The organism is Leisingera coralii, from assembly GCF_049056525.1.
GTDB lineage: Bacteria > Pseudomonadota > Alphaproteobacteria > Rhodobacterales > Rhodobacteraceae > Leisingera > Leisingera coralii.
The window spans coordinates 1-23,321 of the sequence record NZ_JBHUPT010000008.1 but is presented as its reverse complement, the minus strand read 5'-3'; the positions used below and the strand labels follow the sequence as shown (position 1 = coordinate 23,321).

General features: G+C 64.4%; 23 protein-coding genes. 15 read left to right on the top strand and 8 right to left on the bottom strand.

Going from position 1 to position 23,321, the window contains the following annotated elements; genetic code table 11:
• Positions 1 to 202: 202 nt before the first annotated feature.
• From ACFMBG_RS03745 to ACFMBG_RS03690, 12 genes are all read left to right on the top strand, one after another.
• Positions 203 to 658, top strand: a complete 456-nt coding sequence (locus ACFMBG_RS03745; RefSeq protein ID WP_421053391.1) for a universal stress protein — start codon at positions 203 to 205, stop codon at positions 656 to 658.
• Positions 659 to 678: 20 nt separating this feature from the next.
• Positions 679 to 1,278 (top strand): 2-hydroxychromene-2-carboxylate isomerase, encoded by a 600-nt coding sequence (locus ACFMBG_RS03740; protein ID WP_421053390.1) that lies wholly within the window; start codon positions 679 to 681, stop codon positions 1,276 to 1,278.
• A gap of 69 nt (positions 1,279 to 1,347) precedes the next feature.
• Entirely contained in the window at positions 1,348 to 1,914 is a 567-nt protein-coding gene (locus ACFMBG_RS03735) for a NifU family protein (protein ID WP_421053389.1), read from the top strand.
• Positions 1,915 to 1,935: 21 nt separating this feature from the next.
• Positions 1,936 to 2,532, top strand: coding sequence for a tRNA (adenosine(37)-N6)-threonylcarbamoyltransferase complex dimerization subunit type 1 TsaB (gene tsaB / locus ACFMBG_RS03730; protein ID WP_421053388.1), 597 nt, complete (start codon positions 1,936 to 1,938; stop codon positions 2,530 to 2,532).
• Positions 2,525 to 2,950 (top strand): GNAT family N-acetyltransferase, encoded by a 426-nt coding sequence (locus ACFMBG_RS03725; RefSeq protein ID WP_421053387.1) that lies wholly within the window; start codon positions 2,525 to 2,527, stop codon positions 2,948 to 2,950. The genes tsaB and ACFMBG_RS03725 overlap by 8 nt, the downstream gene beginning before the upstream one ends.
• A 155-nt stretch (positions 2,951 to 3,105) precedes the next feature.
• Entirely contained in the window at positions 3,106 to 4,101 is a 996-nt protein-coding gene (locus ACFMBG_RS03720) for a BMP family lipoprotein (protein ID WP_421053386.1), read from the top strand.
• Positions 4,102 to 4,118: 17 nt separating this feature from the next.
• Positions 4,119 to 4,472: a nuclear transport factor 2 family protein gene (locus ACFMBG_RS03715; protein ID WP_421053385.1), complete on the top strand. Its 354-nt coding sequence runs from the start codon at positions 4,119 to 4,121 to the stop codon at positions 4,470 to 4,472.
• On the top strand, positions 4,469 to 5,998 hold the full coding sequence (locus ACFMBG_RS03710; protein ID WP_421053384.1) for an ABC transporter ATP-binding protein: 1,530 nt from the start codon (positions 4,469 to 4,471) through the stop codon (positions 5,996 to 5,998). The genes ACFMBG_RS03715 and ACFMBG_RS03710 overlap by 4 nt, the downstream gene beginning before the upstream one ends.
• Entirely contained in the window at positions 5,999 to 7,093 is a 1,095-nt protein-coding gene (locus ACFMBG_RS03705) for an ABC transporter permease (RefSeq protein ID WP_421053383.1), read from the top strand.
• Positions 7,093 to 8,058 (top strand): ABC transporter permease, encoded by a 966-nt coding sequence (locus ACFMBG_RS03700; RefSeq protein ID WP_421053382.1) that lies wholly within the window; start codon positions 7,093 to 7,095, stop codon positions 8,056 to 8,058. Before ACFMBG_RS03705 ends, ACFMBG_RS03700 begins: the two co-directional genes overlap by 1 nt.
• Before the next feature lie 412 nt (positions 8,059 to 8,470).
• Positions 8,471 to 9,394, top strand: a complete 924-nt coding sequence (locus tag ACFMBG_RS03695; RefSeq protein ID WP_421053381.1) for a sulfite exporter TauE/SafE family protein — start codon at positions 8,471 to 8,473, stop codon at positions 9,392 to 9,394.
• Between the two features lie 2 nt (positions 9,395 to 9,396).
• Entirely contained in the window at positions 9,397 to 10,182 is a 786-nt protein-coding gene (locus ACFMBG_RS03690) for a TIGR02186 family protein (RefSeq protein ID WP_421053380.1), read from the top strand.
• A 205-nt stretch (positions 10,183 to 10,387) separates the two neighbouring features.
• Here ACFMBG_RS03690 and ACFMBG_RS03685 read toward each other — a convergent pair whose 3' ends face one another.
• The 6 genes from ACFMBG_RS03685 to ACFMBG_RS03660 form a co-directional block, all read right to left on the bottom strand.
• Positions 10,388 to 11,125, bottom strand: coding sequence for an SDR family oxidoreductase (locus tag ACFMBG_RS03685; RefSeq protein ID WP_421053379.1), 738 nt, complete (start codon positions 11,123 to 11,125; stop codon positions 10,388 to 10,390).
• Positions 11,122 to 12,660, bottom strand: a complete 1,539-nt coding sequence (locus ACFMBG_RS03680) for an ATP-dependent DNA helicase (protein ID WP_421053378.1) — start codon at positions 12,658 to 12,660, stop codon at positions 11,122 to 11,124. The genes ACFMBG_RS03685 and ACFMBG_RS03680 overlap by 4 nt, the downstream gene beginning before the upstream one ends.
• 63 nt (positions 12,661 to 12,723) lie before the next feature.
• Positions 12,724 to 13,365 carry an acyl-homoserine-lactone synthase gene (locus tag ACFMBG_RS03675; RefSeq protein WP_421053377.1) on the bottom strand — a complete coding sequence of 214 codons (642 nt, stop codon included), beginning with the start codon at positions 13,363 to 13,365 and terminating at the stop codon, positions 12,724 to 12,726.
• Positions 13,366 to 13,459: 94 nt separating this feature from the next.
• A complete protein-coding gene (locus tag ACFMBG_RS03670; RefSeq protein ID WP_421053376.1) occupies positions 13,460 to 14,179 on the bottom strand; it encodes a helix-turn-helix transcriptional regulator in 720 nt (239 codons plus the stop codon).
• A 377-nt stretch (positions 14,180 to 14,556) separates the two neighbouring features.
• Complete coding sequence (ccrA, locus tag ACFMBG_RS03665; protein ID WP_421053375.1) at positions 14,557 to 15,837, bottom strand: crotonyl-CoA carboxylase/reductase; 1,281 nt, start codon at positions 15,835 to 15,837, stop codon at positions 14,557 to 14,559.
• Between the two features lie 113 nt (positions 15,838 to 15,950).
• Complete coding sequence (locus tag ACFMBG_RS03660) at positions 15,951 to 17,381, bottom strand: 1-acyl-sn-glycerol-3-phosphate acyltransferase (RefSeq protein ID WP_421053374.1); 1,431 nt, start codon at positions 17,379 to 17,381, stop codon at positions 15,951 to 15,953.
• Positions 17,382 to 17,550: 169 nt separating this feature from the next.
• Between ACFMBG_RS03660 and ACFMBG_RS03655 the strand changes: the two genes are divergently transcribed.
• From ACFMBG_RS03655 to deoD, 3 genes are all read left to right on the top strand, one after another.
• Positions 17,551 to 19,518: a methylmalonyl-CoA mutase family protein gene (locus ACFMBG_RS03655; protein WP_421053373.1), complete on the top strand. Its 1,968-nt coding sequence runs from the start codon at positions 17,551 to 17,553 to the stop codon at positions 19,516 to 19,518.
• Positions 19,519 to 19,637: 119 nt separating this feature from the next.
• Entirely contained in the window at positions 19,638 to 19,955 is a 318-nt protein-coding gene (locus ACFMBG_RS03650; RefSeq protein WP_421053372.1) for an H-NS histone family protein, read from the top strand.
• An 18-nt stretch (positions 19,956 to 19,973) separates the two neighbouring features.
• Positions 19,974 to 20,678: a purine-nucleoside phosphorylase gene (gene deoD, locus ACFMBG_RS03645; RefSeq protein ID WP_421053371.1), complete on the top strand. Its 705-nt coding sequence runs from the start codon at positions 19,974 to 19,976 to the stop codon at positions 20,676 to 20,678.
• 254 nt (positions 20,679 to 20,932) lie between these two features.
• Here deoD and ACFMBG_RS03640 read toward each other — a convergent pair whose 3' ends face one another.
• Both ACFMBG_RS03640 and ACFMBG_RS03635 read right to left on the bottom strand, forming a co-directional pair.
• Complete coding sequence (locus ACFMBG_RS03640; RefSeq protein WP_421053370.1) at positions 20,933 to 21,790, bottom strand: urea carboxylase-associated family protein; 858 nt, start codon at positions 21,788 to 21,790, stop codon at positions 20,933 to 20,935.
• Between the two features lie 102 nt (positions 21,791 to 21,892).
• Positions 21,893 to 23,062 (bottom strand): type III PLP-dependent enzyme, encoded by a 1,170-nt coding sequence (locus tag ACFMBG_RS03635; RefSeq protein ID WP_421053369.1) that lies wholly within the window; start codon positions 23,060 to 23,062, stop codon positions 21,893 to 21,895.
• Positions 23,063 to 23,321: the final 259 nt, after the last annotated feature.

The following is a 23,321-nucleotide window of genomic DNA, read 5'->3' as shown; positions in this document are numbered from 1 at the left end:
GTTGCCGCGCCGCGCCACAGCGCGGCGCCGGACCCAAGGCCGCCAAGGCGGTTCCGGCGCAGCCGGAAGGGCCTGCGGGCGCGGGAGCCCCCCCTTCCGCTGGCCTAGAGCCAGTTTCTTGAAACAGCTCAAAGGCTTTGGCTCTATTGCCTGATGCGCCCGCTTGCGCCATGATCCGCGGTGGAACAACGAGAGAGCGAAGATGCGCAAATTCCTTGTGGTACTGGACGACAGCCGCGAATGCCTGAACGCCATGCGGTTTGCCGCGATGCGCGCGGCGCATACCGGCGCCGGCGTCACCATCCTGTCGGTGATCCCGCCGGACGAGTTCAACCACTGGATCGGCGTCGGCGAAGTGATGCGGGAAGAAGCCCGCGAGCGGATCCATGCGCATTTCGAGGTCTTTGCCAAATGGATGCGCGACCGCCAGAACGTCGACCCGGAGCTGGTGATCCGCGAGGGAGAGGCGGTGCCGGAGATCCTCGACTTCATCGAGGGCGACCCGGAAATCGGCGTGCTGGTGCTGGGCGCAGGCACCGGGCGCAAGGGGCCAGGTCCGCTGGTCACCCAGATGACCAAGAACTCCGGCACCCTGCCGGTGCCGATCACCATCGTGCCCGGCGACCTCAGCAAAGAAAAGCTGGAAGCGATCACCTGACGGGCGGCAAGTCATAGGCGATGAGTGGCAGGATCACATTCTGGTTCGAGTTCGCCTCCACCTATTCCTATCTCAGCGTGATGAGGATCGGCGAACTGGCCGCCGCGCGCGGCGTTCCCGTTACCTGGAAACCGTTTCTGCTGGGGCCGGTGTTTGCCGCTCAGGGCTGGGCCACCTCCCCGTTCAATATCTACCCGGCCAAAGGCCGCTACATGTGGCGCGACATGGAGCGGATCTGCGCCGCCCGCGGGCTGGCCTTCCGCCGCCCGGAGAATTTCCCGCAAAACGGGCTAAAGGCCGCGCGGCTGGCCTTTGCCGCCGCGGAGCAGGATGGGATTGAAGCCTTCTCAAGAGCTGTGTTTCAGGCGCAGTTCGGAGACGGCGCGGATATATCCAGCGACGCTGTCCTTCAGGACTGCCTGCGCAAATCCGGCCTTGATGCAGGTATGATTTCACGCGCGCAGTCCCCCGATATCAAATCGGCGCTGCGGGCGCAGACCGAAGAGGCAATTGCGGCCGGCATTTTCGGCGCGCCCAGCTTTACCAGCGGTCCGGAACTGTTCTGGGGCGACGACCGTCTGGAGCAGGCCTTGGAGCACGCCGCGGGCAGTGGAATTTAGAATAGTTCCAAATCTTGACTTGGCGGGCCGCAAGGCGCATATCGGGGGCACGCTTAACGGAGACCCGACATGTTCATTCAGACCGAATCCACGCCCAACCCGGCGACGCTGAAATTCCTGCCGGGCCAGACCGTTTTGGAGGTGGGCACCGCCGACTTCCCCAGCGCAGACGCTGCCGGCAAATCGCCGCTGGCCTCCCGCATCTTTGCGGTCGAGGGCGTGACCGGCGTGTTCTTCGGCAATGATTTCGTGACCGTCACCAAGGCCGACGGGATCGACTGGGACCACATCAAGCCCGCCATCCTGGGTGCGGTGATGGAACATTACCAGTCCGGCCAGCCGGTGATGGCGGACGGCTCTGCCGATCCGGCGTCGGGCCATGCCGAGCATTCCGGCGAGGACGCCGAAATCGTCAACCAGATCAAGGAACTGCTGGACAGCCGCGTGCGCCCGGCGGTGGCCCAGGACGGCGGCGACATCACCTTCCACGGCTTTGACCGCGGCGTCGTCTACCTGCACATGCAGGGTGCCTGCGCGGGCTGCCCGTCCTCGACCCTGACCCTGAAGATGGGCATCGAGAACCTGCTGCGCCACTATATCCCGGAAGTCACCGAGGTGCGCCCGGTTGCCGTCTGACCGGCTGCGAAAGGACATTTCATGACATCCGAACCGCTGGTTCTGGGTTTTGACACATCGGCCGCGCATTGCGCGGCCGCTTTGCTGCGCGGGGATCAGTTGCTGGCATCCCGGCTGGAAGAAATGACCCGCGGCCAGGCCGAGCGGCTGATGCCGCTGCTGGAAGAGGTGCTGGCAGAGGGCGGCGCCGCGTGGACCGACCTCGATGCCATTGGCGTCGGAGTCGGCCCCGGCAATTTCACCGGCATCCGCATCGCAGTGTCCGCCGCACGCGGGCTGGCGCTGGGGCTGGAGGTGCCAGCCGTGGGGGTGGACGGGTTTGAGGCGCGCGCGGCTGACGGCGCCCTGCCCGCTGTTCCGGCTCCGCGTGATCAGGTCTATGCCGCCTTGCCGGGCAAGGCGCCGCGTCTGATGCCGCGCCAGGAGGCAGAGGATGCCGCCCGCGGCGCCGGGCTGGCCTTTGCGCCCGAAGCAAGCCCGGCTGGAATGGCCGAAGCCATCGCCCGGATCGCAGCCGCGCGGTTCCAAACCGTGAGCGAGCCGCCCGCCCCCTTGTACCTGCGCTCCGCCGATGCCGCACCGTCCAGCGATGTGCCGCCAGCACTGATTGATGGCTGACCTGCTGACACCGGACCACATGGCCGCCACCCATGCCGCGGCCTTCACCCAGTCCCGCCCCTGGTCGGCGGCGGAGTTTGCCTCCCTGCTGGACAGCCCGCTGGTCTTTGCCGCGGGCGATATCCGCTGCTTTGCACTGGTGCGGGTGATCGCGGATGAGGCAGAGCTGCTGACCATCGCCACCGATCCCGGCCATCAGCGTCAGGGGCTGGCCCGCGCCTGCATGGCGGACTGGGAATCAGCCGCGCGCGCGCGCGGCGCGGCTGAGGTGTTCCTGGAAGTCGCTGCCGACAACGCCCCCGCGCAGGCGCTGTACCATGCTTGCGGATTCGCGGAATGCGGGCGCCGGGCCGGATATTACCGCCGCGAAGGAGCAAAACCGGCGGATGCGATCCTGATGAGAAAAGCTTTACGCTAGGCCAGTTGCGCGGATTTCGCACCAAATGGTCAAAAAGCGGTTGACCCTCTCCCTGCCCTGCAGGCTAAATTGCCGCACCCTCTATGGCCTGAACGGGGCCGGGCAGCGGAAAACCCCCGCTGCATCCAACAAAAATGACAGTGGGAGTTAACCTGATGACGCTGATGAAACCGCTGATGGGCGCAGCCGCGTCGCTGGCCCTGACCGCAGGTGCCGCGCTGGCCGAGCCGGCGCTGATCTTCGATCTGGGCGGCAAGTTCGACAAGAGCTTCAACGAGGCCGCGCACAACGGCGCCCAGCGCTGGGCCGAAGAAACCGGCGAGAGCTACCGCGAGATCGAGCTGCAGTCCGAAGCCCAGCGCGAGCAGGCGCTGCGCCGCTTTGCCGAGGCCGGCGCCAACCCGATCGTCATGGTCGGCTTTGCCTTTGCCGACGCCCTGGGCCAGGTGGCTTCCGATTATCCGGACACCAAATTCACCATCATCGACATGGTGGTCGAGGGCGATAACGTGCGTTCGGTTGTCTTCAACGAACATGAAGGCTCCTACCTGGTCGGCATGATGGCCGCGATGGCGTCCAAATCGAACACCGTCGGCTTTATCGGCGGCATGGACATTCCGCTGATCCGCAAGTTCGCCTGCGGCTATGCCGAGGGCGTCAAGGCGGCCAATCCGGACGCCAAGGTGATCTCCAACATGACCGGCACCACCCCGGCAGCCTGGAACGACCCGGTGAAGGGCTCGGAGCTGACCAAGGCGCAGATCAGCCAGGGCGCTGACGTGGTCTATGCCGCGGCCGGCGGCACCGGTGTGGGCGTGCTGCAAACCGCTGCAGACGAAGGCATCCTGTCGATCGGCGTGGACAGCAACCAGAACCACCTGCACCCGGGCAAGGTGCTGACCTCGATGACCAAGAACGTCGGCAACGCCGTGTTCGAGGCGTTCTCGGACGGCGCGGATATGGAGACCGGCTTCTCTGTCATGGGCCTGGCCAATGGCGGCGTCGGCTATGCCATGGATGAGCACAACGCCTCGCTGGTGTCCGCAGAGATGCAGGCCGCCGTGGACGACGCTGCTGCCAAGATCGCCTCGGGCGAGATCAAGGTGCATGACTACATGTCCGACGACAGCTGCCCGGCGCTGAGCTTCTAAAGAGAAAGCCCCAGGCCATGACGGATTCTGTTCATATTCTGTTTGCGGCCTGGGGCGACCCAACCCCCGAAGGCCGTGCTGCTAAAACCGATGCGGCAATCGGGCCCGAATTCTATTATTCCGATCCCAACACCCCCGCCCCCATCGAGGGCCGCGGCGCCTATCTGGACTACATCGCGCAGTTCAGCGCGAACATGCCGGGCGCCGAGGCCAAGGTGGTGGCCGTCTCGGAACACCACGGCCACGCGCGTGCCACGGTGGATTTTCTGAAGGACGGCAACCGCATGGTGCGCGGCCAGTATTTTGCCGATCTGAAAGACGGCAAGGTGGTGCGGCTGATCGGATTTCCAGGCATGGGAGAGCCCGCTTGACTGCCCCCGCCATCGAACTCAAAGGCATTTCCAAGGCCTTTGGCCCGGTCCAGGCTAACAAGGACATTTCCATCCGCGTCGCCCCCGGCACCATTCACGGCATCATCGGTGAAAACGGTGCGGGCAAATCGACGCTGATGTCGATCCTCTACGGCTTTTACAAGGCCGACAAAGGGGAAGTGTTCATCAACGGCAAGAAAACCGAGATCCCGGACAGCCAGGCGGCGATTGCCGCGGGCATCGGCATGGTGTTCCAGCATTTCAAACTGGTGGAAAACTTCACCGTGCTGGAAAACATCGTGCTGGGCGCCGAGGACAGCGGCATGCTGATGCCCTCGCTGCGCCGCGCCCGCAAGGAGCTGAAGGCGCTGGAGGAGGAATACGAGCTGTTCGTCGATCCCGACGCCCGCATCGACGAAATCGGCGTCGGCGCGCAGCAGCGGGTTGAAATCCTCAAGGCGCTCTACCGCAAGGCGGAGATCCTGATCCTCGACGAGCCGACGGGCGTGCTGACGCCGTCGGAAGCCGACCAGCTGTTCCGCATCCTCGACCGGCTGCGCGCCGAGGGGAAGACCATCATCCTGATCACCCACAAGCTGCGGGAGGTGATGGAGTACACCGACACTGTTTCGGTAATGCGGCGCGGCCAGATGACCGCGACAGTCAAAACGTCTGAGACCAGCCCCGAGCATCTGGCCGAGCTGATGGTGGGCCGCAAGGTGCTCCTGCGCGTGGACAAGGTGCCCGCCCAGCCCGGCGCCCCGATCCTGGAGATCGAGAACCTGCGGGTGGTGGACGAGGCCGGCGTCGAGCGCGTCAAGGGCATCGACCTGACCGTGCGCGCGGGCGAGATCGTCGGCATTGCCGGGGTGGCCGGCAACGGCCAGTCGGAACTGCTGGAGGTGCTGGGAGGCATGCGTCCGGGCACCGGCAGCATCAAGCTGCATGGCTCCCCCCTGCCCCTGCGCGGGCCGGGCTCGGATGCCAAGGCACGCCGGGACGCCCACATCGGCCATGTGCCGGAGGACCGCCAGCGCGAGGGCCTGATCATGGACTTCCACGCCTGGGAAAACGTGGCCTTCGGCTATCACCGCGATCCTGCCTATCAGAATGGCGTGCTGATGAACAACGCCGCCCTGCGGGCCGATACCGAGGCCAAGATGGAGAAATTCGACGTGCGCCCGCCGGACCCCTGGCTGGCGGCCAAGAACTTCTCTGGCGGCAACCAGCAGAAGATCGTGGTGGCGCGCGAGATCGAGCGCAACCCGGACCTGCTGCTGGTCGGCCAGCCGACCCGCGGCGTCGACATCGGCGCCATCGAATTCATTCACAAGCAGATCGTCGCGCTGCGCGATCAGGGCAAGGCGATCCTCTTGGTCTCCGTCGAGCTGGAGGAGATCCTGTCGCTCTCCGACCGCGTCGCGGTGATGTTTGACGGGATGATCATGGGCGAACGCCCGGCGGATCAGACTGATGAGAAAGAACTCGGCCTGCTGATGGCCGGTGTCGCGGGGGAGGCCGCGTAAATGGACAAGATGCCGAAATGGGCCGATGTGGTCCTGATCCCGCTGATCAGCCTGATCCTGGCCGCACTGCTGTCGGCCCTGGTGATCCTCGGGATCGGCGAAGACCCTGTGGCCGCGGTCAAGCTGATGGTCGACGGCGCCCTGGGCTCCACCTATGGCTGGGGCTACACGCTTTACTATGCCACCAATTTCATGTTCACCGGCCTCGCGGTGGCGGTTGCTGCCCACGCGGGCCTCTTCAACATCGGCGGCGAAGGCCAGGCGATGCTGGGCGGTTTGGGCGTGGCGCTGGTCTGCCTGCTGATCCCCTGGCCGCATTGGACACTGGCGCTGGTCTTTGCCGCCCTGGGTGCGGGTATTTTCGGTGCAGCCTGGGCCGCAATCCCCGCTTACTTTCAGGCCAAGCGCGGCAGCCATATCGTGATCACCACCATCATGTTCAACTTCATCGCCGCGGCGGTGCTGAACTATGTGCTGGTCAACGTGCTGCGCCCCGAAGGCTCGATGGACCCGGCCACCGAACGCTTCCCCGAGGCGGTGCACCTGCCCTCCCTGCATGAGCTGCTGGCCCCGATCGGCATCAATTTCTCCAAATCGGCCCCGGCCAACGTCAGCCTGCTGGTTGCCGTTGCAGCCTGCCTGTTCGTCTGGCTGCTGATCTGGCGCACACCGCTGGGGTATGAAATCCGCTCTCTGGGCAAATCGGAGCCCGGCGCCCGCTATGCCGGCATCTCCTCGGTCCGCACCATCATGATCGCGATGCTGATCTCCGGCGCGCTGGCCGGGATGATGGCCATCAACAACGTGATGGGCGAGGCCGAGCGGCTGGTGCTGAACGCCACCGAAGGCGCCGGTTTCATTGGCATCGCGGTGGCGCTGATGGGGCGCAACCATCCGTTTGGCGTGTTCCTGGCGGCCATCCTCTTCGGCTTCCTCTACCAGGGCGGCGCAGAACTCGCGCTCTGGACCTCGATCCCGCGCGAGCTGATCGTGGTGATCCAGGCCCTGGTGATCCTGTTCACCGGCGCGCTCGACAACATGGTGCGGATGCCGCTTGAGAAGATCTTCCTGGCGGTGCGGAAGGGGCAGAACTGATGGATTTCCTGACGATCATCCAGATTCTGGACTCCACCGTCCGCCTGGCCACGCCGCTGCTGCTGGCCTGCCTCGCCGGTCTCTACTCCGAACGCGCGGGCATCTTCGACATCGGCCTGGAAGGCAAGATGCTGATGGCCGCCTTCTTCTCCGCCGCCGTCGCCGCCGTCACCGGCAACGTCTGGCTGGGGCTGCTGGCAGGCATCGGCTCCTCGCTGCTGCTGGCGCTTCTGCACGGGGTGGCCTCGATCACCTTCCGCGGCAATCAGCTGATTTCCGGCGTGGCGATTAACTTCCTGGCTGCGGGCATGACGGTGCTGATTGCCCAGGACTGGTTCCAGCAGGGCGGCCGCACGCCGTCGCTGTTCAGCGGCGGCCGGTTCGGGCCGATCACCCTGCCCTTTGCCGACAGCCTCTCCGGCGTGCCGGTGCTGGGCCCGGTCTATTCCGAGCTGCTGTCGGGCCATTCGGTGCTGGTCTACATCGCCTTCCTGGCGGTTCCGGCCACCTGGTGGATCCTGTTCCGCACCCGTTTCGGCCTGCGCCTGCGGGCAGTGGGCGAGAACCCGGCGGCGGTGGATACCGCAGGCGTCTCGGTTGTCGGCCTGCGCTACGGTGCGGTGATGATCTGCGGTTTGCTGTGCGGCATTGCCGGCGCCTACCTGGCCACCGCGCTGCAGGCGGGCTTCGTCAAGGACATGACCGCAGGCCGCGGCTTCATCGCCCTGGCAGCGCTGATCTTTGCCAAGTGGCGGCCATGGCACGCGATGGGCGCCTGCCTGCTGTTCGGGCTGCTGCAGGCGATTGCCCTGCGCTTCCAGAACATCGAGCTTGGCGGCATTGTCATCCCGGTGCAGGCGATGGACGCCCTGCCTTACGTGCTGACGGTGGTGATCCTGGCCGGCTTTGTCGGCAAGGCGATCCCGCCCCGCGCCGGCGGCCAGCCCTACGTCAAGGAGCGCTGAGCCCCGCATCAGGACCCCAGAACCGCCCGGCCCCGTGCCGGGCGGTTCTTTTCAAGGCCTGTACCCTGCCTGCTTCTTGTCCGGGTCAAGGGCCGCGGCAGCGGCGGCGCGCAGGCGCCGTTCACCCTTGACGCGGCAAAGGCGCAATTACATTCGAACAAGCCCCTGAGGGGCAGCCCTGCCCCTCAGGGGCTTCTCAGCAGAAAACGCTTTGCGCCGCACGCAGTGCGGCGCCCGGCCCAAACCCGCCAAGGCGGCTGGCGCCGCCAGCCGCCTGCGGGCGCGGGAGCCCCTGCCCCATCAGTGCAGGGCGGCCACAGGTGAGTCCAGTTTGCCGCGTCAAATCAGTCCTGCACGCTGCAAAGCGGCATAGATTATTGATTTTTGAACGGTCTGCGGTCTAACAAAGAACATGCAGATATACCTTCCCATAGCTGAGGTCTCGGTGAATGCCTTCCTTCTTCTGGGCCTCGGAGGAATGGTGGGTATTCTCTCGGGCATGTTCGGAGTCGGCGGCGGCTTTCTGATGACGCCGCTGCTGTTCTTCATCGGCATCCCGCCCGCGGTGGCGGTGGCCACCGAAGCCAACCAGATTGTCGCCTCCTCCTTCTCCGGCGTGCTGGCGCATTTCCGAAGGCGCACGGTCGATATCAAGATGGGGCTGGTGCTGCAGGCCGGCGGCCTGATAGGGGCCGCGCTCGGGGTGGTGGTGTTCAACTACCTCAAGGCGCTTGGCCAGGTCGATCTGCTGGTCAAGCTCTGCTACGTCGTGTTCCTGGGCGTGGTCGGCGGGCTGATGTTCATCGAAAGCCTGAACGCCATCCGCAAGGCCAAGAAGGCTGGCGGCAGCGCTCCTGCGGCCCGGCGCCAGCGCGGCTGGGTGCATGCGCTGCCCTTCAAGATGCGGTTCCGCACCTCGGGCCTCTACATCTCGGTGATCCCGCCGGTCCTGGTCGGCGTCTGCGTTGGTATTCTCGCGGCGATCATGGGTGTCGGCGGCGGCTTCATCATGGTGCCCGCGATGATCTACATCCTCGGCATGCCGACCAAGGTGGTTGTCGGCACCTCGCTGTTCCAGATCATCCTGGTCACCGGCTTCACCACCATGCTGCACGCCACCACCAACTACACCGTGGATATCGTGCTGGCGGTTCTGTTGCTGATCGGCGGCGTGGTCGGCGCCCAGATCGGCACTCGCATCGGCGTCTACCTCAAGGCCGAACAGCTCCGCATCCTGCTGGCGCTGATGGTCATCGCGGTCTGCGTCAAGCTGGGCCTCGACCTGCTGCTGCAGCCCTCCGAGATCTTCTCGCTGGGCGAGCCCGGGGGGCACTGATCATGCGCAAGCTGCTCCTGTCCGCCCTGACGGCCGCCGCCCTGGCCCTGCTGCCGCACTCCGCCGCTCAGGCCGGCAAGGAAGAGGTTGTGCTCGGCCTCAGCCAGGACCGGGTGGCCATCACCGCCACCTTCGACGGCTCCGAGATCCTGGTCTTCGGCGCGGTCAAGCGCGAAACCCCGATCCCGCAGGACGAACCGCTGGAGGTGGTGGTCGCCGTTTCCGGCCCGGCCCCCTCCGTCATGGTGCGGCGCAAGGAAAAGAAGCTGGGAATCTGGGTCAACGTCGACAGCGTGCTGGTCGATTCGGCGCCGGCGTTCTACGCCGTGGCCACCAGCGCCCCGTTCAAAGAGGTGCTGACCGACACCGAGGACCTGCGCTACCGGATTTCGATCAAGCGCGCGATCCGCTCTGTCGGCGCCGCCATGCATATCCGCGGCGCCCAGGCCTTTGCCGATGCGGTGGTGCGGATCCGCGAGAAGAACGGGCTCTATTCCCTGCGCGAGAACACCGTGGCGGTGGATGAGCAGACGCTGTTCCGCACCGCCATCACGATGCCCGCCGATCTGACCGAGGGCGACTATCTGACCCGGATCTTCCTGACCCGCGGCGGCGAGGTGGTGTCGAGCTATGAGACCACCATCGACGTGCGCAAGGTGGGGCTGGAACGGTTCCTCTACTCGCTCTCGCGCGAGCAGCCGTTTCTCTATGGCCTGATGTCGCTGGCGATTGCCATTGCGGCCGGCTGGGGCGCCTCCGCCGCGTTCAGCCTGCTCCGGAACCGGTAAGGAGGGGCCAGCCCCTCAGGCGGAAATGAAGAGGGGCTCTGCCCCTCTTGGCCTCGCGGCCAATTCACCCCGGAGTATTTCGGGGAAGATGAAGGGCCCTGCTTCTCGTTTTTCTACGCCCGCCGGGGGCACGCTGCGCGCCAGCGCAGCGCCAGGCCCAACGGGAGCGGCGCATCTGTGATGCGCCTGCGGCGGGCGGGAGCGCTTAGCCGCGGCCGATATAGGGCATCTTGGTGGCCATCACCGTCATGAACTGGACATTGGCCTCCAGCGGCAGATTGGCCATGTGCAGCACCGACTTTGCCGCATCCTCCACCGCGAATGTGTGCATCGGCTCCCCGTCCGGGTTGGCCTCCGCGTGGCGCTGGCTGAGGTCCTCGACCATCGGCGTGCGGGTGTTGCCGATGTCGATCTGGCCGCATGCGATATCAAAGGGGCGGCCGTCCAGCGACAGGCTTTTGGTGAGGCCGGTGATCGCCGCCTTGGTGGCCGCATAAGGCGCCGACTGCGGCCGCGGAACGTAAGCGGCGATGGAGCCGTTGTTGATGATGCGCCCGCCTTGCGGGGATTGCTGCCGCATCTGGCGGAAGGCGGCGCGGGCTGCCAGATACATGCCGGTGAGGTTCACGTTGACAGAGGCGAACCAGTCTTCCAGCGGGATCTCGTCGATCAGCCCCGGCGGGGTGAAGATGCCTGCATTGTTGAACAGCACATCGAGCCGCCCCGCCGCCATGGCAAAGCTGTTCACCGCATGGTCCACCGCTGCCGGGTCAGTGACATCCGCAGGCAGCACCTGGGCGTTTGCAAAGCCCTGCGCCACCTCCTGCAGCTTCTCCGCCCGGCGGGCCACCAGGCCCACCTGCCAGCCTTCGGCCAGGAACAGCTCCGCCACGGCGCGGCCGATGCCGGAACTGGCGCCGGTGATCAGGATCGATTTGCTCATGCGGGGGTATCCTCCTGTGCTTCGAGGGTGAGCGCGGCGGCAGGGATGGCCTTCAGATCATCCACCGGCAGCGGTCCGGTGGGTTTGGCCAGCCGGTTCCGGACCACCCAGATCAGCCGCTCCTGCGCCCGGGTTATGGCGACATAGGCCAGCCGCTTCCACAAGGGCTGGCCCGCCTCCACCCGGCCCATGCGGGCGGCGGCATAGATGTCGGGGGCGAAGACCTGCGCGGTATCCCATTGCGAGCCTTGCGCCTTGTGGATGGTCACCGCCGCGCCATGCAGAAAGGTTGCCCCCATGCGGGCGGCATAGGGGATGAAGGGCTCTTCCTCGTCCGGCTTTTCGATCTTCACGATCGAGGCGGCTGAGACCTGCGGGTCCTCCGCCCCCATCACATGCAGGCGGGAAAAGCCAGGTTTGCGGCCCGGGCCGAGAAAGATCACCTGGGCGCCCTTGATCAGCCCGCGGGCCTCCAGGTCCAGGCGTTTCTTGCGATGCTTCAGCGGCAGTTCGATACCGTCGCAAATCAGCGGCTCGCCGGCGATCAGCTCATCCTCCGGCGCGCCATGCACGGCGCGGAACGCGTTGATCAGGCGGATCCGGGTGTTGTTGCGCCAGACAAGCACCGGTGAGCGCGCCATCAGGTCGACCTCCACCCGCTGACCCCAGACCACACGGTCGTCGCGGCGGGCAGTGTCCTCCACCATGCGCTCGAAATCCTCGAACCCCAGCTGCGGATCGGCCAGCGCATGGGCCAGGTCCAAAATGGGGTTCCCGGCCTCCTGCCGGTGGATGCGGTTCAGGATCAGGCGGCGCGGTTCCGGCAGCGCGTCGAACACCATTGAACCGGACTGGTTCACCGGCGCCAGCTGCGCCGGGTCGCCGAACAGAATCAGGTTCGGGAAGATCTCCTTCAGATCCTCGAACTGGCGGTCGTCCAGCATCGAGGCCTCATCGACAAAACCGATGTCCAGCGGCTCCTCGCGCCGTTTCCAGCCGGTGATGAAGTCGGAGCCGCGCAGGCCTGCCGCCGCCAATGCGCCGGGAATCGACTTGTTCTTCTCGTAAAAGGCCGCAGCGCGGGCCAGCGCCTCCTCGGTCAGGCCTTCGATTTCGGGCTGGTCGCCCTGCCCCGCCAGCCATTCGGCGATCTTCTCGAACTCAGGGTCATAGACCGGGGTATAGAGGATGCGGTGAATGGTTGTGGCAGGCACCCCGCGCAGGCGCAGCACGCTGGCGGCCTTGTTGGTGGGCGCCAGGATTGCCAGGGTCCGGCGGTCATCGCTCTTCTTGCGGCTTTCATAATCGCCAGAGACGACCTCGACACCTGACTGCTCAAGCGCCTTGTAAAGCTCGGCCAGCAGCAGCGTCTTGCCCGACCCCGCCTTGCCGATCACCGCCATCACCCCGGCATCGCCGCGGGGCGGCTGCAACAGCCCGTCATCAAGGTCCACCCCCGCGTTGCGCAGGAGTTCGGTCACGCTGTCATAAGCAGTGGCCTGGTCATCGGAAAACTGTACGGGCAGAGCTGTCATGGCGCGACCCTACAGCCGCGGGGCCGGGTCCGCCAGAGGATCCGGCCCCGGTTGGCGCATTGTTCAGGCGCTGAGCGCCATCGGGCCGGAAGCGCCGGCACCGCCGAAGGAGCGGTCGAACCACAGCTGCGACAGCTCCGGCGGAATGCCCGCCTTGCGCGACACGCTGAGGTAGGTTTCCTCGGCATATTCCCAATACCCCATGCAGATAGGGTTACGCCCTTCACCTTGGGTGCTGACGATTTCAGGTGCAAAGCCCAGATTGCGGAAGGCGCGGGCCGTGCGGCGGTAGAACACCGCCGTGTAGTGGGGGATATCGAAATTCCGCATGATCTCCAGGCTGCCAAGCATCAGCCCGGCCCCGATCCTGCCTTGCACATTGCGGGACAGGCAGAACCGGGTGCATTCCCAGATCAGCGGGCTGCAGATGGGGACGCCGCCGCAAAGATCCAGGAAGACCTCGTTCACCATCACCCGTCCGGTTGTGGGCAGAAACCGCATTGACCCGCCATGGCTGCCATCCGGCATTTCCCAGATCATGTAGAGCGGGTCCAGTTCGTCGTACTGGTCCTTCTCTTCGCCGTTGCCGTCCACCTGCACATCCCAGCCGAGCCGCGTCTTGAATTGGTCGGCACGGTCCCGGAACATCGACCGGGCCAGGTCAGCATGGTTGTGAAGGTCATGGCCGTAAACATAGCGCAGCATGGTGTATTCCCCTTTTGGTAGAAAAGTGGGGAAATAGTACGCCCATTAAGGTTAACGCCCGAGAAGATTTACACCTAAAGAGGTAGTTCCAGCGTTAAACTACAATCAAACCAAGACTCAAGGCACGGGCAATCGCATGCGTGGTATTGATTGCACCCAGCTTGAACCGGGCGCTTTCGATATAGACGCGCAGGGTATGCTCCGAGATCGACAGGGTCTGCGCCACCTGTGCGCGGCTGTACCCGATCGCCAGCAGCGTCAAGGCATCGACTTCCCGCGGTGACAACGGCTGGGTGTGCTCTACCGTTCTGGACGGCTCAAGCTCCAGTACCTTGCGGTTAAAGTAGTGCGCCATCAGTATGAAATCGCGGCTGTATTTCGCGATAATTCTTTCCCACGCCGCATCGTCGCAATTGTGGCTGAGGGTGAAGAGCGCGAACTGGCCGTTCGGCCCCCTGATGGGAATGGCATAGCCCTGGTTGCCCACACCATGCTCCAGCGCGTCTTTCAGAAAATCGCGGGCCGGTTTCGGGGTCCAGTCCAGCCGTTTCCAATCGACCGGATGAAAGCGCTGGTAGCAGCCCACCACCACCGGATCGACCCGCGAATAGGCCTTGTCCAGGTAACGATCCGTCCAATCCTTGGAATAGGTGCCGAAGTAATAGTGGTTCCCGGCGGTTTCCACCCAGAGATACATCGCATGGTCGACAGCAAACACCTCGCAGACCTGCTCGACGATCAGCTGCAGGCCTTCCAGGGTTTCGGTGGCGTCAAGCGCCTCCAGAATGCGGTCGAGTTCTGCTTTGTATGCCATGAAATTGTGTGCTGCTGCCTCGTACGTCCGGCCCCAGTTCTGATCGATACGCGCGGCAAGTTGTCCTGCTGCGGGCGGGCCGGTGGTTCCTGCTCTTTTGCAGCGGGGACCTCCCGAAGGTCAATGCGAAGGTGCCGCATTCGTTTGTTTTGAGTGAACAGATCCGGCTTGCCGCGGAAAAGTTCCGCAAAAACCGTACAGTGGAGAATCATCTTTCCCGGCAAGCGGCAGCACCCTCCCCAAAATTGCGAGGCCCTGACCGGCAACAGGCTGAGTTTCTTTGGCAAAAGACCCTTTGACCAGAAAAACCCGCGAACCACTGACGTGATTCGCGGGTGTTGCGGAACTGGCCCAGCGGTGCTGCCGCCGGGTAAGGATCAGGCCTCCAGCACGTCCTGCAGGGTGCGCAGGCCGGTTTTCGGCGCCTGCACCAGCACCGACATGTTGCCGGGCAGGTGCTCGTTGCGCAGCATCTTCATGTGCGCTTCCGGCAGGTCGTTCCAGGTGAAGACCTCGGACATGCAGGGGTCCAGGCGGCGCTCCACCATCAGCTTGTTGGCGGCCGCGGCCTGCTTCAGGTGGGCAAAGTGCGAGCCCTGCAGGCGTTTCTGGTGCATCCACATGTAGCGCACGTCGAAGGTCAGGTTATAGCCGGTGGTGCCGGCGCAGATAACGACCATGCCGCCCTTCTTGACCACGAAGGTGGAGACAGGGAAAGTCGCCTCGCCCGGGTGTTCGAAGACCATGTCGACGTTCACGCCCTTGCCGGTGATGTCCCAGATCGCCTTGCCGAACTTGCGGGCTTCCTTGAACCACTCGGCATATTCCGGGGTGTTGACCGTGGGCAGCTGGCCCCAGCAGTTGAAGTCCTTGCGGTTGAGAACGCCCTTGGCGCCCAGGCCCATGACGAAGTCGCGCTTGCTCTCGTCCGAGATCACGCCGATGGCGTTGGCGCCGGCGGTGTTGATCAGCTGGATCGCGTAGGAGCCGAGGCCGCCGGAGGCGCCCCAGACCAGCACGTTCTGGCCCGGTTTCAGGTCATGCGGCTCATGGCCGAACAGCATCCGGTAAGCGGTCGCCAGCGTCAGCGTGTAGCAGGCGCTTTCTTCCCAGGTCAGGTGCTTGGGCCGCGGCATCAGCTGCTGGGCCTGCACGTTGGTGAACTGGGCGAACGATCCGTCCGGCGTCTCGTAGCCCCAGATCCGCTGGCTGGGGGAGTACATCGGGTCGCCGCCGTTGCATTCCTCGTCGTCGCCGTCGTCCTGGTTGCAGTGGATGACAACCTCGTCGCCGACCTTCCAGCGGGTCACCTTGGAACCAACCGCCCAGACGATGCCGGACGCATCGGAGCCGGCAATGTGATACGGTGCCTTGTGGCCGTCAAACGGTGAGATCGGCTTGCCCAGGGAGGCCCAGACGCCGTTGTAGTTGACGCCGGCCGCCATCACCAGAACCAGCACCTCGTGGCTGTCCAGCTGCGGCACGTCGACAACCTCCTGCACCATCGCGGTGTCGGGGTTGCCGTGGCGCTCCTTGCGGATCGCCCATGCGTACATCTTCTTGGGCACATAGCCCATCGGGGGCATTTCGCCCATTTCATAGAGATCTTTCTCGGGCGCCTCGTACGACATGACGTCAGTCTGGGTATCCAATGCCATGATGGCCTCCTTGTGTATCCTGTCCTTTGCCGCGGTGCAGAATCGCGGCGATTACCTGAGGGATAGGATTGGAAGAGTAATATTGCAACCTCTTTTGCGGCATTTGGGTAATTTTATGACCCAGCGGATGCAGCATTACCCTTAGCAGGTGCAGAAAAACCACTGCTTCCGCCGGGCAACTCGTTGCCCTCCGGCATCAGGTGCCGGATTGAATTGGCATAAAACGCCAGCAAATCCTGGCAGTGCTCGACCGGCGCGATCCGCCCATCTGCTTCTGAGACCAGCCCGCGCCGCAGCAGCCGGCCCAAGCCTGCCTGAGCAGCATAAGTCAGGTCGTCCCGCGGGATATGGACATGGGCCAACGGCATTGCCGCCACCAGATCTTCCAGCCGATGTTCGATGGCAGCGCGGCTGAGCGGACCGTGCCGCTGCAGGATGGCGGCGATCAGCGGCACCGGCAGCACCGGAACAATGGCGCTGATCCGATGCATCAGCTCCCGCGCCAGCGGTTTGGTGATATCGCCCTCGCGTCCTGCCCCGAACCCGGCCAGGCTGAGGGGGCGGCCGAAATTCACCGCTGCATAGCCGGCCCGGCGGTGGCGGCCGGTCATCCACAGCCACAGCTGCCGCAACAGCCGCAGCGCCACCAGCCCGATGCGGGCGCGGAACCGGCGCTCGCCCGCCTTGGCAGCAGAGGTCAGGATCCGGTCCTCCAGCACCCGGTCATAGTTCAGCGCCACCGGCACAAAGACCACATCGCGCCCGTCCGGGTCGTGGCCCTCGACGATGTATTTCAAGAGCCCCAGCTTGGGCGCCGCAAGGGCTCCGTCCAGGCTGAGGCCGCCTTCGGGAAACATCGCCTGGGTGGAGCCGCCGCGGGTGGCCAGCCGCACATAGGCGGCCAGAACCTTGCGGTAGAGATCATTGCGCGAGCGGCGCCGGATGAAATAGGCGCCCATCGCCCGGATCAGACGGCTGAGCGGCCAGACCCGCGCCCACTCCCCCACTGCATAAGACAGCGCCGAGCGTTCCGCCGCCAGATAGGTCACCAGCACGTAGTCCATGTTGGAGCGGTGATTCATCACGAAAACGACAGTGGACTTGGGGTCGATGGCCCGCAGCGCCTCCTCGTCCTGGTGGCCCAGCCGCACCCGGTAAACCGCGTTGGACAGGAACCGCGCCGCCCGGATGGCAAAGCTGAAATAGGCAAAAGCCGAGAAGCCCGGCACGATCTCCCGCGCGTAGCGGCGCACCTGCTCAAACGCCACGTTTTCCGGGATGCCTTCCGCCGCCGCGTGGTCCGCTGCCGCCTGGGTCACCTGCGGATCGTGGATCAGCCGCTGAATCATGTCATAGCGCCGGGTCAGCTTGAACGGCTCGATCGGGCGCTCCAGCCGCTGGTTCAGCCGCGCCACCGCGCGTTCCAGCCGCCGCCGGAAAAACCAGCGCACCGAGGGGAACAGGAAATGCGAGGCAAAGGTCACCGCGGCGAAGCCCACGATCAACACGAATAGCCACAGCGGCAGTTCCACGGTTTGCGTCATAGTTGAACAGTTGCGCATGGCCTCCGCCTTGACAAGCGCCAAGCCATCCGGGTTTCCCGCCCCGGCAGCGGAATTGCCGCGACGCAGCGAATTGACACGGGTTGAAAATTGCAGTTTACATCAGCGTGACGAAATAAAATTACCGACACACTGACTCGCGAGGCCCGACATGCCGCAGATGCAAAAAGACCGCCCCTGGCTGATCCGCACCTATGCCGGCCATTCCACGGCATCGGCATCCAACGCGCTTTACCGCGCCAACCTGGCCAAGGGGCAGACCGGCCTCTCGGTCGCCTTCGACCTGCCGACCCAGACCGGCTATGACAGCGACCATGTGCTGGCCCGCGGCGAAGTGGGCAAGGTCGGCGTGCCCGTCTGCCATCTGGGCGACATGCGGGCGCTGTTCGATCAGATCCCGCTGGAGCAGATGAACACCTCGATGACCATCAATGCCACGGCACCTTGGCTGCTGGCGCTTTATATCGCGGTGGCCGAGGAACAGGGCGCGGATGTCTCCAAGCTGCAGGGCACGGTGCAAAACGACCTGATCAAGGAGTATCTGAGCCGCGGCACCTATGTCTGCCCGCCCAAGCCCAGCCTCAAGATGATCGCGGATGTGGCGGAGTACTGCTACACCAACGTGCCCAAGTGGAACCCGATGAACGTCTGCTCCTACCACCTGCAGGAGGCCGGCGCGACGCCGGAGCAGGAGCTGGCCTTTGCGCTGGCGACTGCGCAGGCGGTGCTGGATGAGCTGAAGCCGCGCATCGCGCCGGAGGACTTCCCGGCGATGGTCGGCCGCATTTCCTTCTTCGTGAACGCGGGCATCCGCTTTGTCACCGAGATGTGCAAGATGCGCGCCTTTGTCGATCTGTGGGACGAAATCTGCCGCGACCGCTATGGCGTCGAGGACCCGAAATTCCGCCGCTTCCGCTACGGCGTGCAGGTGAACTCGCTGGGGCTGACCGAACAGCAGCCGGAAAACAACGTCTACCGCATCCTGATCGAGATGCTGGCGGTGACCCTGTCGAAGAAGGCCCGCGCCCGCGCCGTGCAGCTGCCCGCCTGGAACGAGGCGCTTGGCCTGCCCCGCCCCTGGGACCAGCAATGGTCGATGCGGATGCAGCAGATCCTGGCCTATGAGACCGACCTGCTGGAATACGGCGACCTGTTCGACGGCAACCCGGCGGTCGATGCCAAGGTCGAGGAGCTGAAGGAAGGCGCCCGTGCCGAGCTGGCGAACCTGGAATCGATGGGCGGCGCGGTGGCCTCGATCGAGTACATGAAGGGCCGCCTGGTGGACTCCAACGCCGAACGCCTGAACCGGATCGAGAAGAACGAGACCGTGGTGGTCGGCGTCAACAAGTGGACCGAGGGCGAGCCCTCGCCGCTGCAGACCGAGGATGGCGGCATCATGGTGGTCGACCCGGCGGTGGAACAGGAACAGATCAGCCGCCTGAACGCCTGGCGCGGCGAGCGTGACAATGACGCAGTGCAATCGGCGCTCGCTTCCCTGCGGGCAGCCGCACAAAGCGGCGTCAATATCATGGAGCCCTCGATTGCCGCCGCCAAGGCGGGCGTCACCACCGGCGAATGGGCCGAGGAAATGCGTAAGGTCCACGGCACCTACCGCGGCCCGACCGGCGTGTCGGCCTCTGTCTCCAACAAGACCGAAGGGCTGGACGACCTGCGCGATGCGGTCAACGCGGTCAGCGACGTGCTGGGCCGCCGGATCAAGTTCGTGGTCGGCAAGCCGGGTCTGGACGGCCATTCCAACGGCGCCGAACAGATCGCCTTCCGCGCCCGCGACTGCGGCATGGACATCACCTATGACGGCATCCGCATGACCCCGGCTGAACTGGTGGAAGCGGCGCAGAAGGATGACGCCCATGTGGTTGGCCTGTCGATCCTCTCGGGCAGCCACCTGCCGCTGGTCGAGGAAATGATGACCCGCATGCGCGACGCCGGGCTTGGCCATGTTCCGGTAATTGTCGGCGGCATCATTCCGGACGAGGACGCGCAAAAGCTGAAGTCCATGGGGGTCGCTCGCGTTTACACGCCCAAGGATTTCGAACTCAATTCAATTATGAGCGACATTGTCGACCTGGCGAAACCACCTGAACTTGCAGTGAATTGACTTTTTCCCGGCGGTTTTCTGCAAACCGTTAAAAAAGATGCTGAAACGCGTCTGGTATTTGGTCCATAAGGAATGACGTACCGGTTTTCCGGTATGTCATTTTATATATGGAGTTCAGAATGACCTTCGACCTTTCGGCAATGAGCAGAAAAGAGCTTCTGCAGCTTCAAAGCGATGTTGAAAAAGCACTGCAGGAAGCAGAACTGCGCGAACGCCAGGAAGCCCTGAAAGCCGCCGAGGAGGCAGCCGCGAAATATGGATTCTCGCTGGATGAGATTGCCAGTGCATCGCGCCAGGGTACGAAAAAAACCAAGGCCGCTCCGAAATACCGCAACCCGGAAAATCCCGAAGAAACCTGGACCGGGCGCGGCCGCAAACCGCATTGGGTGCATGCCGCGCTGACCGCCGGCAAGGATATTTCCGATCTGGAAATCTGATCTGGCTGGAGCTGAGCGATGACCATTCATATTGGCGCCGCAAAAGGTGACATTGCAGAAACCGTTCTGATGCCCGGCGACCCCTACCGGGCGAAATGGGCGGCTGAAACCTTTCTGGAAGACGCGAAGCTGGTCAATGAGGTGCGCGGCATGCTGGGCTACACCGGCACGTGGAACGGGCACCGGGTGAGCATCCAGGGCAGCGGCATGGGAATGCCCTCGCTGTCGATCTATGCCAACGAGCTGATCCGGGACTTTGGCGCCAAAACGCTGATCCGCATCGGCTCTTGCGGCGGCATGCAGGACAAGGTCAAGGTCAGGGACGTGATCCTGGCAATGACCGCCACCACCCTCAACAGCCCGTCCAGCGGTATTTTCCGGGAGCTGAACTTTGCCCCCTGCGCCGATTGGGGCCTGTTGCAGGCGGCGGCCCAGGCGGCGGCAAAACGCGGCGCAGACACCCATATCGGCGGCATCTACTCCTCGGATGTGTTCTATGACGAACGCCCCGACCTGAACGAGCAGATGGTGCGCCACGGCATTCTCGGCGTGGAGATGGAAGCGGCAGAGCTGTACACGCTGGCGGCCCGCCACAATTGCCGGGCGCTGGCAGTGCTGACCGTGTCCGATCATCTGGGCACCGGTGAGGCGCTGCCCTCCGGTCAGCGCGAGCGCAGTTTTGGCGATATGGTGGAAATTGCACTGGAAGCCGCGTTCAGCTGACGCGACCCGGTTTCATAATTGGTAAGGGCAGCGGCTTTCGCCCTGCCCTTTTTTGCTGCCTGCATGGCTTGCACACCTTGATGAAACGGCATTCGTGCCGCGACTACCGCGGTGGTAGTGTTTTCAATCAGCAGAGATGTGCCGTGAGTATTGGCATTTTTTCAGTTTCCAGGCAAATTGGCGCACAGCTGCGTTTTGAAGATTTGACGCCAAAATTGTCGCTTTGAAAGAAATCAGATGCGCGATTTCTTGGTTCAGCCGCGGCCATGACTGCGGTCATAGCCATTGCGCGGCGGGCTTTGCCAATCGCCAAGCGCGCCTTTTGCCGGGGCAAATATCTCGACCAGCAGCGGATAGCAGGCTGCCGTATCGCTGGAATGCTCCGCCGAGCAATCCCCGCCGGGGCAGGCACTGAGGGCGCCCAACAGGTCGATCTCGGCAAAGAACTCCAGGTAATCACCAGGCCGCACCGGGCTCGCCTTCATGAAATACTGGCCGGTATCGCGGGTGAAACCGGTGCACATGAAGACATTGAGCACATCATGCACATGCGGCTCCGCCTCCGCCAGCGGCACCCCCAGGTGATCCGCCAGCGCCCGGGTCAGGTTGGAATGGCAGCAGTGGTGATACTGGCTGCCCGCCAGCAGGTTGCCGGTGTAGGGGTCGCAGCGGGTTCCGATCACGTCATGCACCGAGCCGCCGTATTCGTCGATACCGTACCAGCCCAGGGTGTCTTCGGTGATGGTTGCCATCGGGCGCATGTGCGGAAAGCTGGTCCACATCCGCTCTCCCGCCGTGATGTGGGTGCCGTGCAGGGCGCGGGTCTTGCCGGAATAGAACCGCTCGCTGAGGTCGTTCCTGTTCCACAGGTTCAAATCGCCCACCTGCGGCCCCTCCACAGAGGTGATCCGGAAGAAATGCCCGGCGGGCACCTCGAAACAGGCGGCATCGCGGGGCTGTGCCAGCACTTCGCCGGTTTTCACGGCCCCCTGCCGCGCCTGGTGGTACAGCGGCAGATCCGGGACCGGCAGGGTTTCATTGGGGTAGCAGATCACCGGCTTGACGGCGCGGCGGGCCTCCGCGTCGGCGGGAGCTTCGGGGGTGATGGTCATGGGGCAAACCTTCCTGTTCGTTTGCCCCATCAAGACGGCAACGCCGCGGGGTTTCAAGCCCTGCGGCGGCCGGTTCGGATCACAACTGCCAGACGGCGGAGGTCAGATCACCACCACGTCCAGCGGCGGGAAGCCGTTGAAGCCGACCGAAGCATAGGTCGAGGTGTATGCCCCGCAGGAGTGGATCACCACGCGGTCGCCCGCCTTCAGGCCCAGCGGCAGCTGCACCAGCTGCTTTTCATACAGCACATCGGCGCTGTCGCAGGACGGGCCGGCCAGCACGCAGGGGCCGGTCGGCTCGTGATCGCGGCTTGTGGTGATCCGGTAGCGGATCGCCTCGTCCATGGTTTCGGCCAGGCCGGAGAACTTGCCGATGTCCAGGTACACCCAGCGGAACATGTCATCCGCATGCTTGCGGGAGACCAGCAGCACCTCGGCCGCAATCGCGCCGGCTTCGGCAACCAGGCCGCGGCCCGGTTCTGCCATCACTTCGGCGGCATCGGGGAAGCGCGCATTCACCTGCTCCATGACCGCGCGGGCATAGTCCTCGGCGCCCATCACCTCGGTCTTGTAGGAGGCCGGGAAACCGCCGCCGATGTTCACCAGCTTCAGGTCGTGGCCAGCCGCGCGGCCTGCGCTCCAGACCTCTGCCACCTGGTCCAGCACCGGCGCCCACATCAGCGGGTCGCGGGTTTGCGAGCCGACGTGGAACGACAGGCCATGCACGGTGAGGCCCATTCCGGCGGCAGCATCCATCAGGCCCAGCGCCATCGAAGCCGACGAGCCGAACTTGCGGCTGAGCGGCCAGTCGGCGCCCGACGCCTCGACGATCACCCGCAGGCAGACATGCGCACCCGGTGCGAATTCCGCCAGCTTTTCCAGCTCTTCCTGGGCGTCGGCGGCAAAATGGGTGATGCCGATGCCGTGGGCAAAGGCAATGTCGGAGGGACGTTTGATGGTGTTGCCGAAGGTGATCTGTTCGGCACGCGCGCCGGCCGCCAGGCACATCTCGATCTCGGCGCGGCTGGCAGCGTCGAAGTTGGAGCCCAGGCGCACCAGGGTTTCCAGCACTTCCGGTGCCGGGTTGGCCTTGACGGCATAGTGGATGCGGGCACGGCCCAGGCCGCGGTCCAGCGCCTGATACTGGCGGGCCACCGCCTGACTGTCGATGACCAGAGTCGGCCGGTCGAAGCGGGCTTGCGCAATGTACTTCAGGTGGCAGGAAACAGATACGGGATCGCGAGCGGTTTGCCCGGCTACGTGTACGTTCATGGTCATCTCCAAAAGACCCGGCCATATATGACCGCTCAGTTCAGTCAGAGACGTTACCGTCGCTACGTAACCTTAGGGGAGTGACCCCTTTCGACAGAGGCGCGTGCGTTGGCGTCTTGGCCGCCCGTATCGGGCAAAGAGATGAGTATTTCAAGCATTATTTTTCGTGGGTTAGCCGTGCGCAGAACGAAAGCCTCCCGCCTGCTCCGGCGCCTTTGAAAAGGCTTCCCGCAGTTGGGCCCGGCACCGCGCCCCGGCG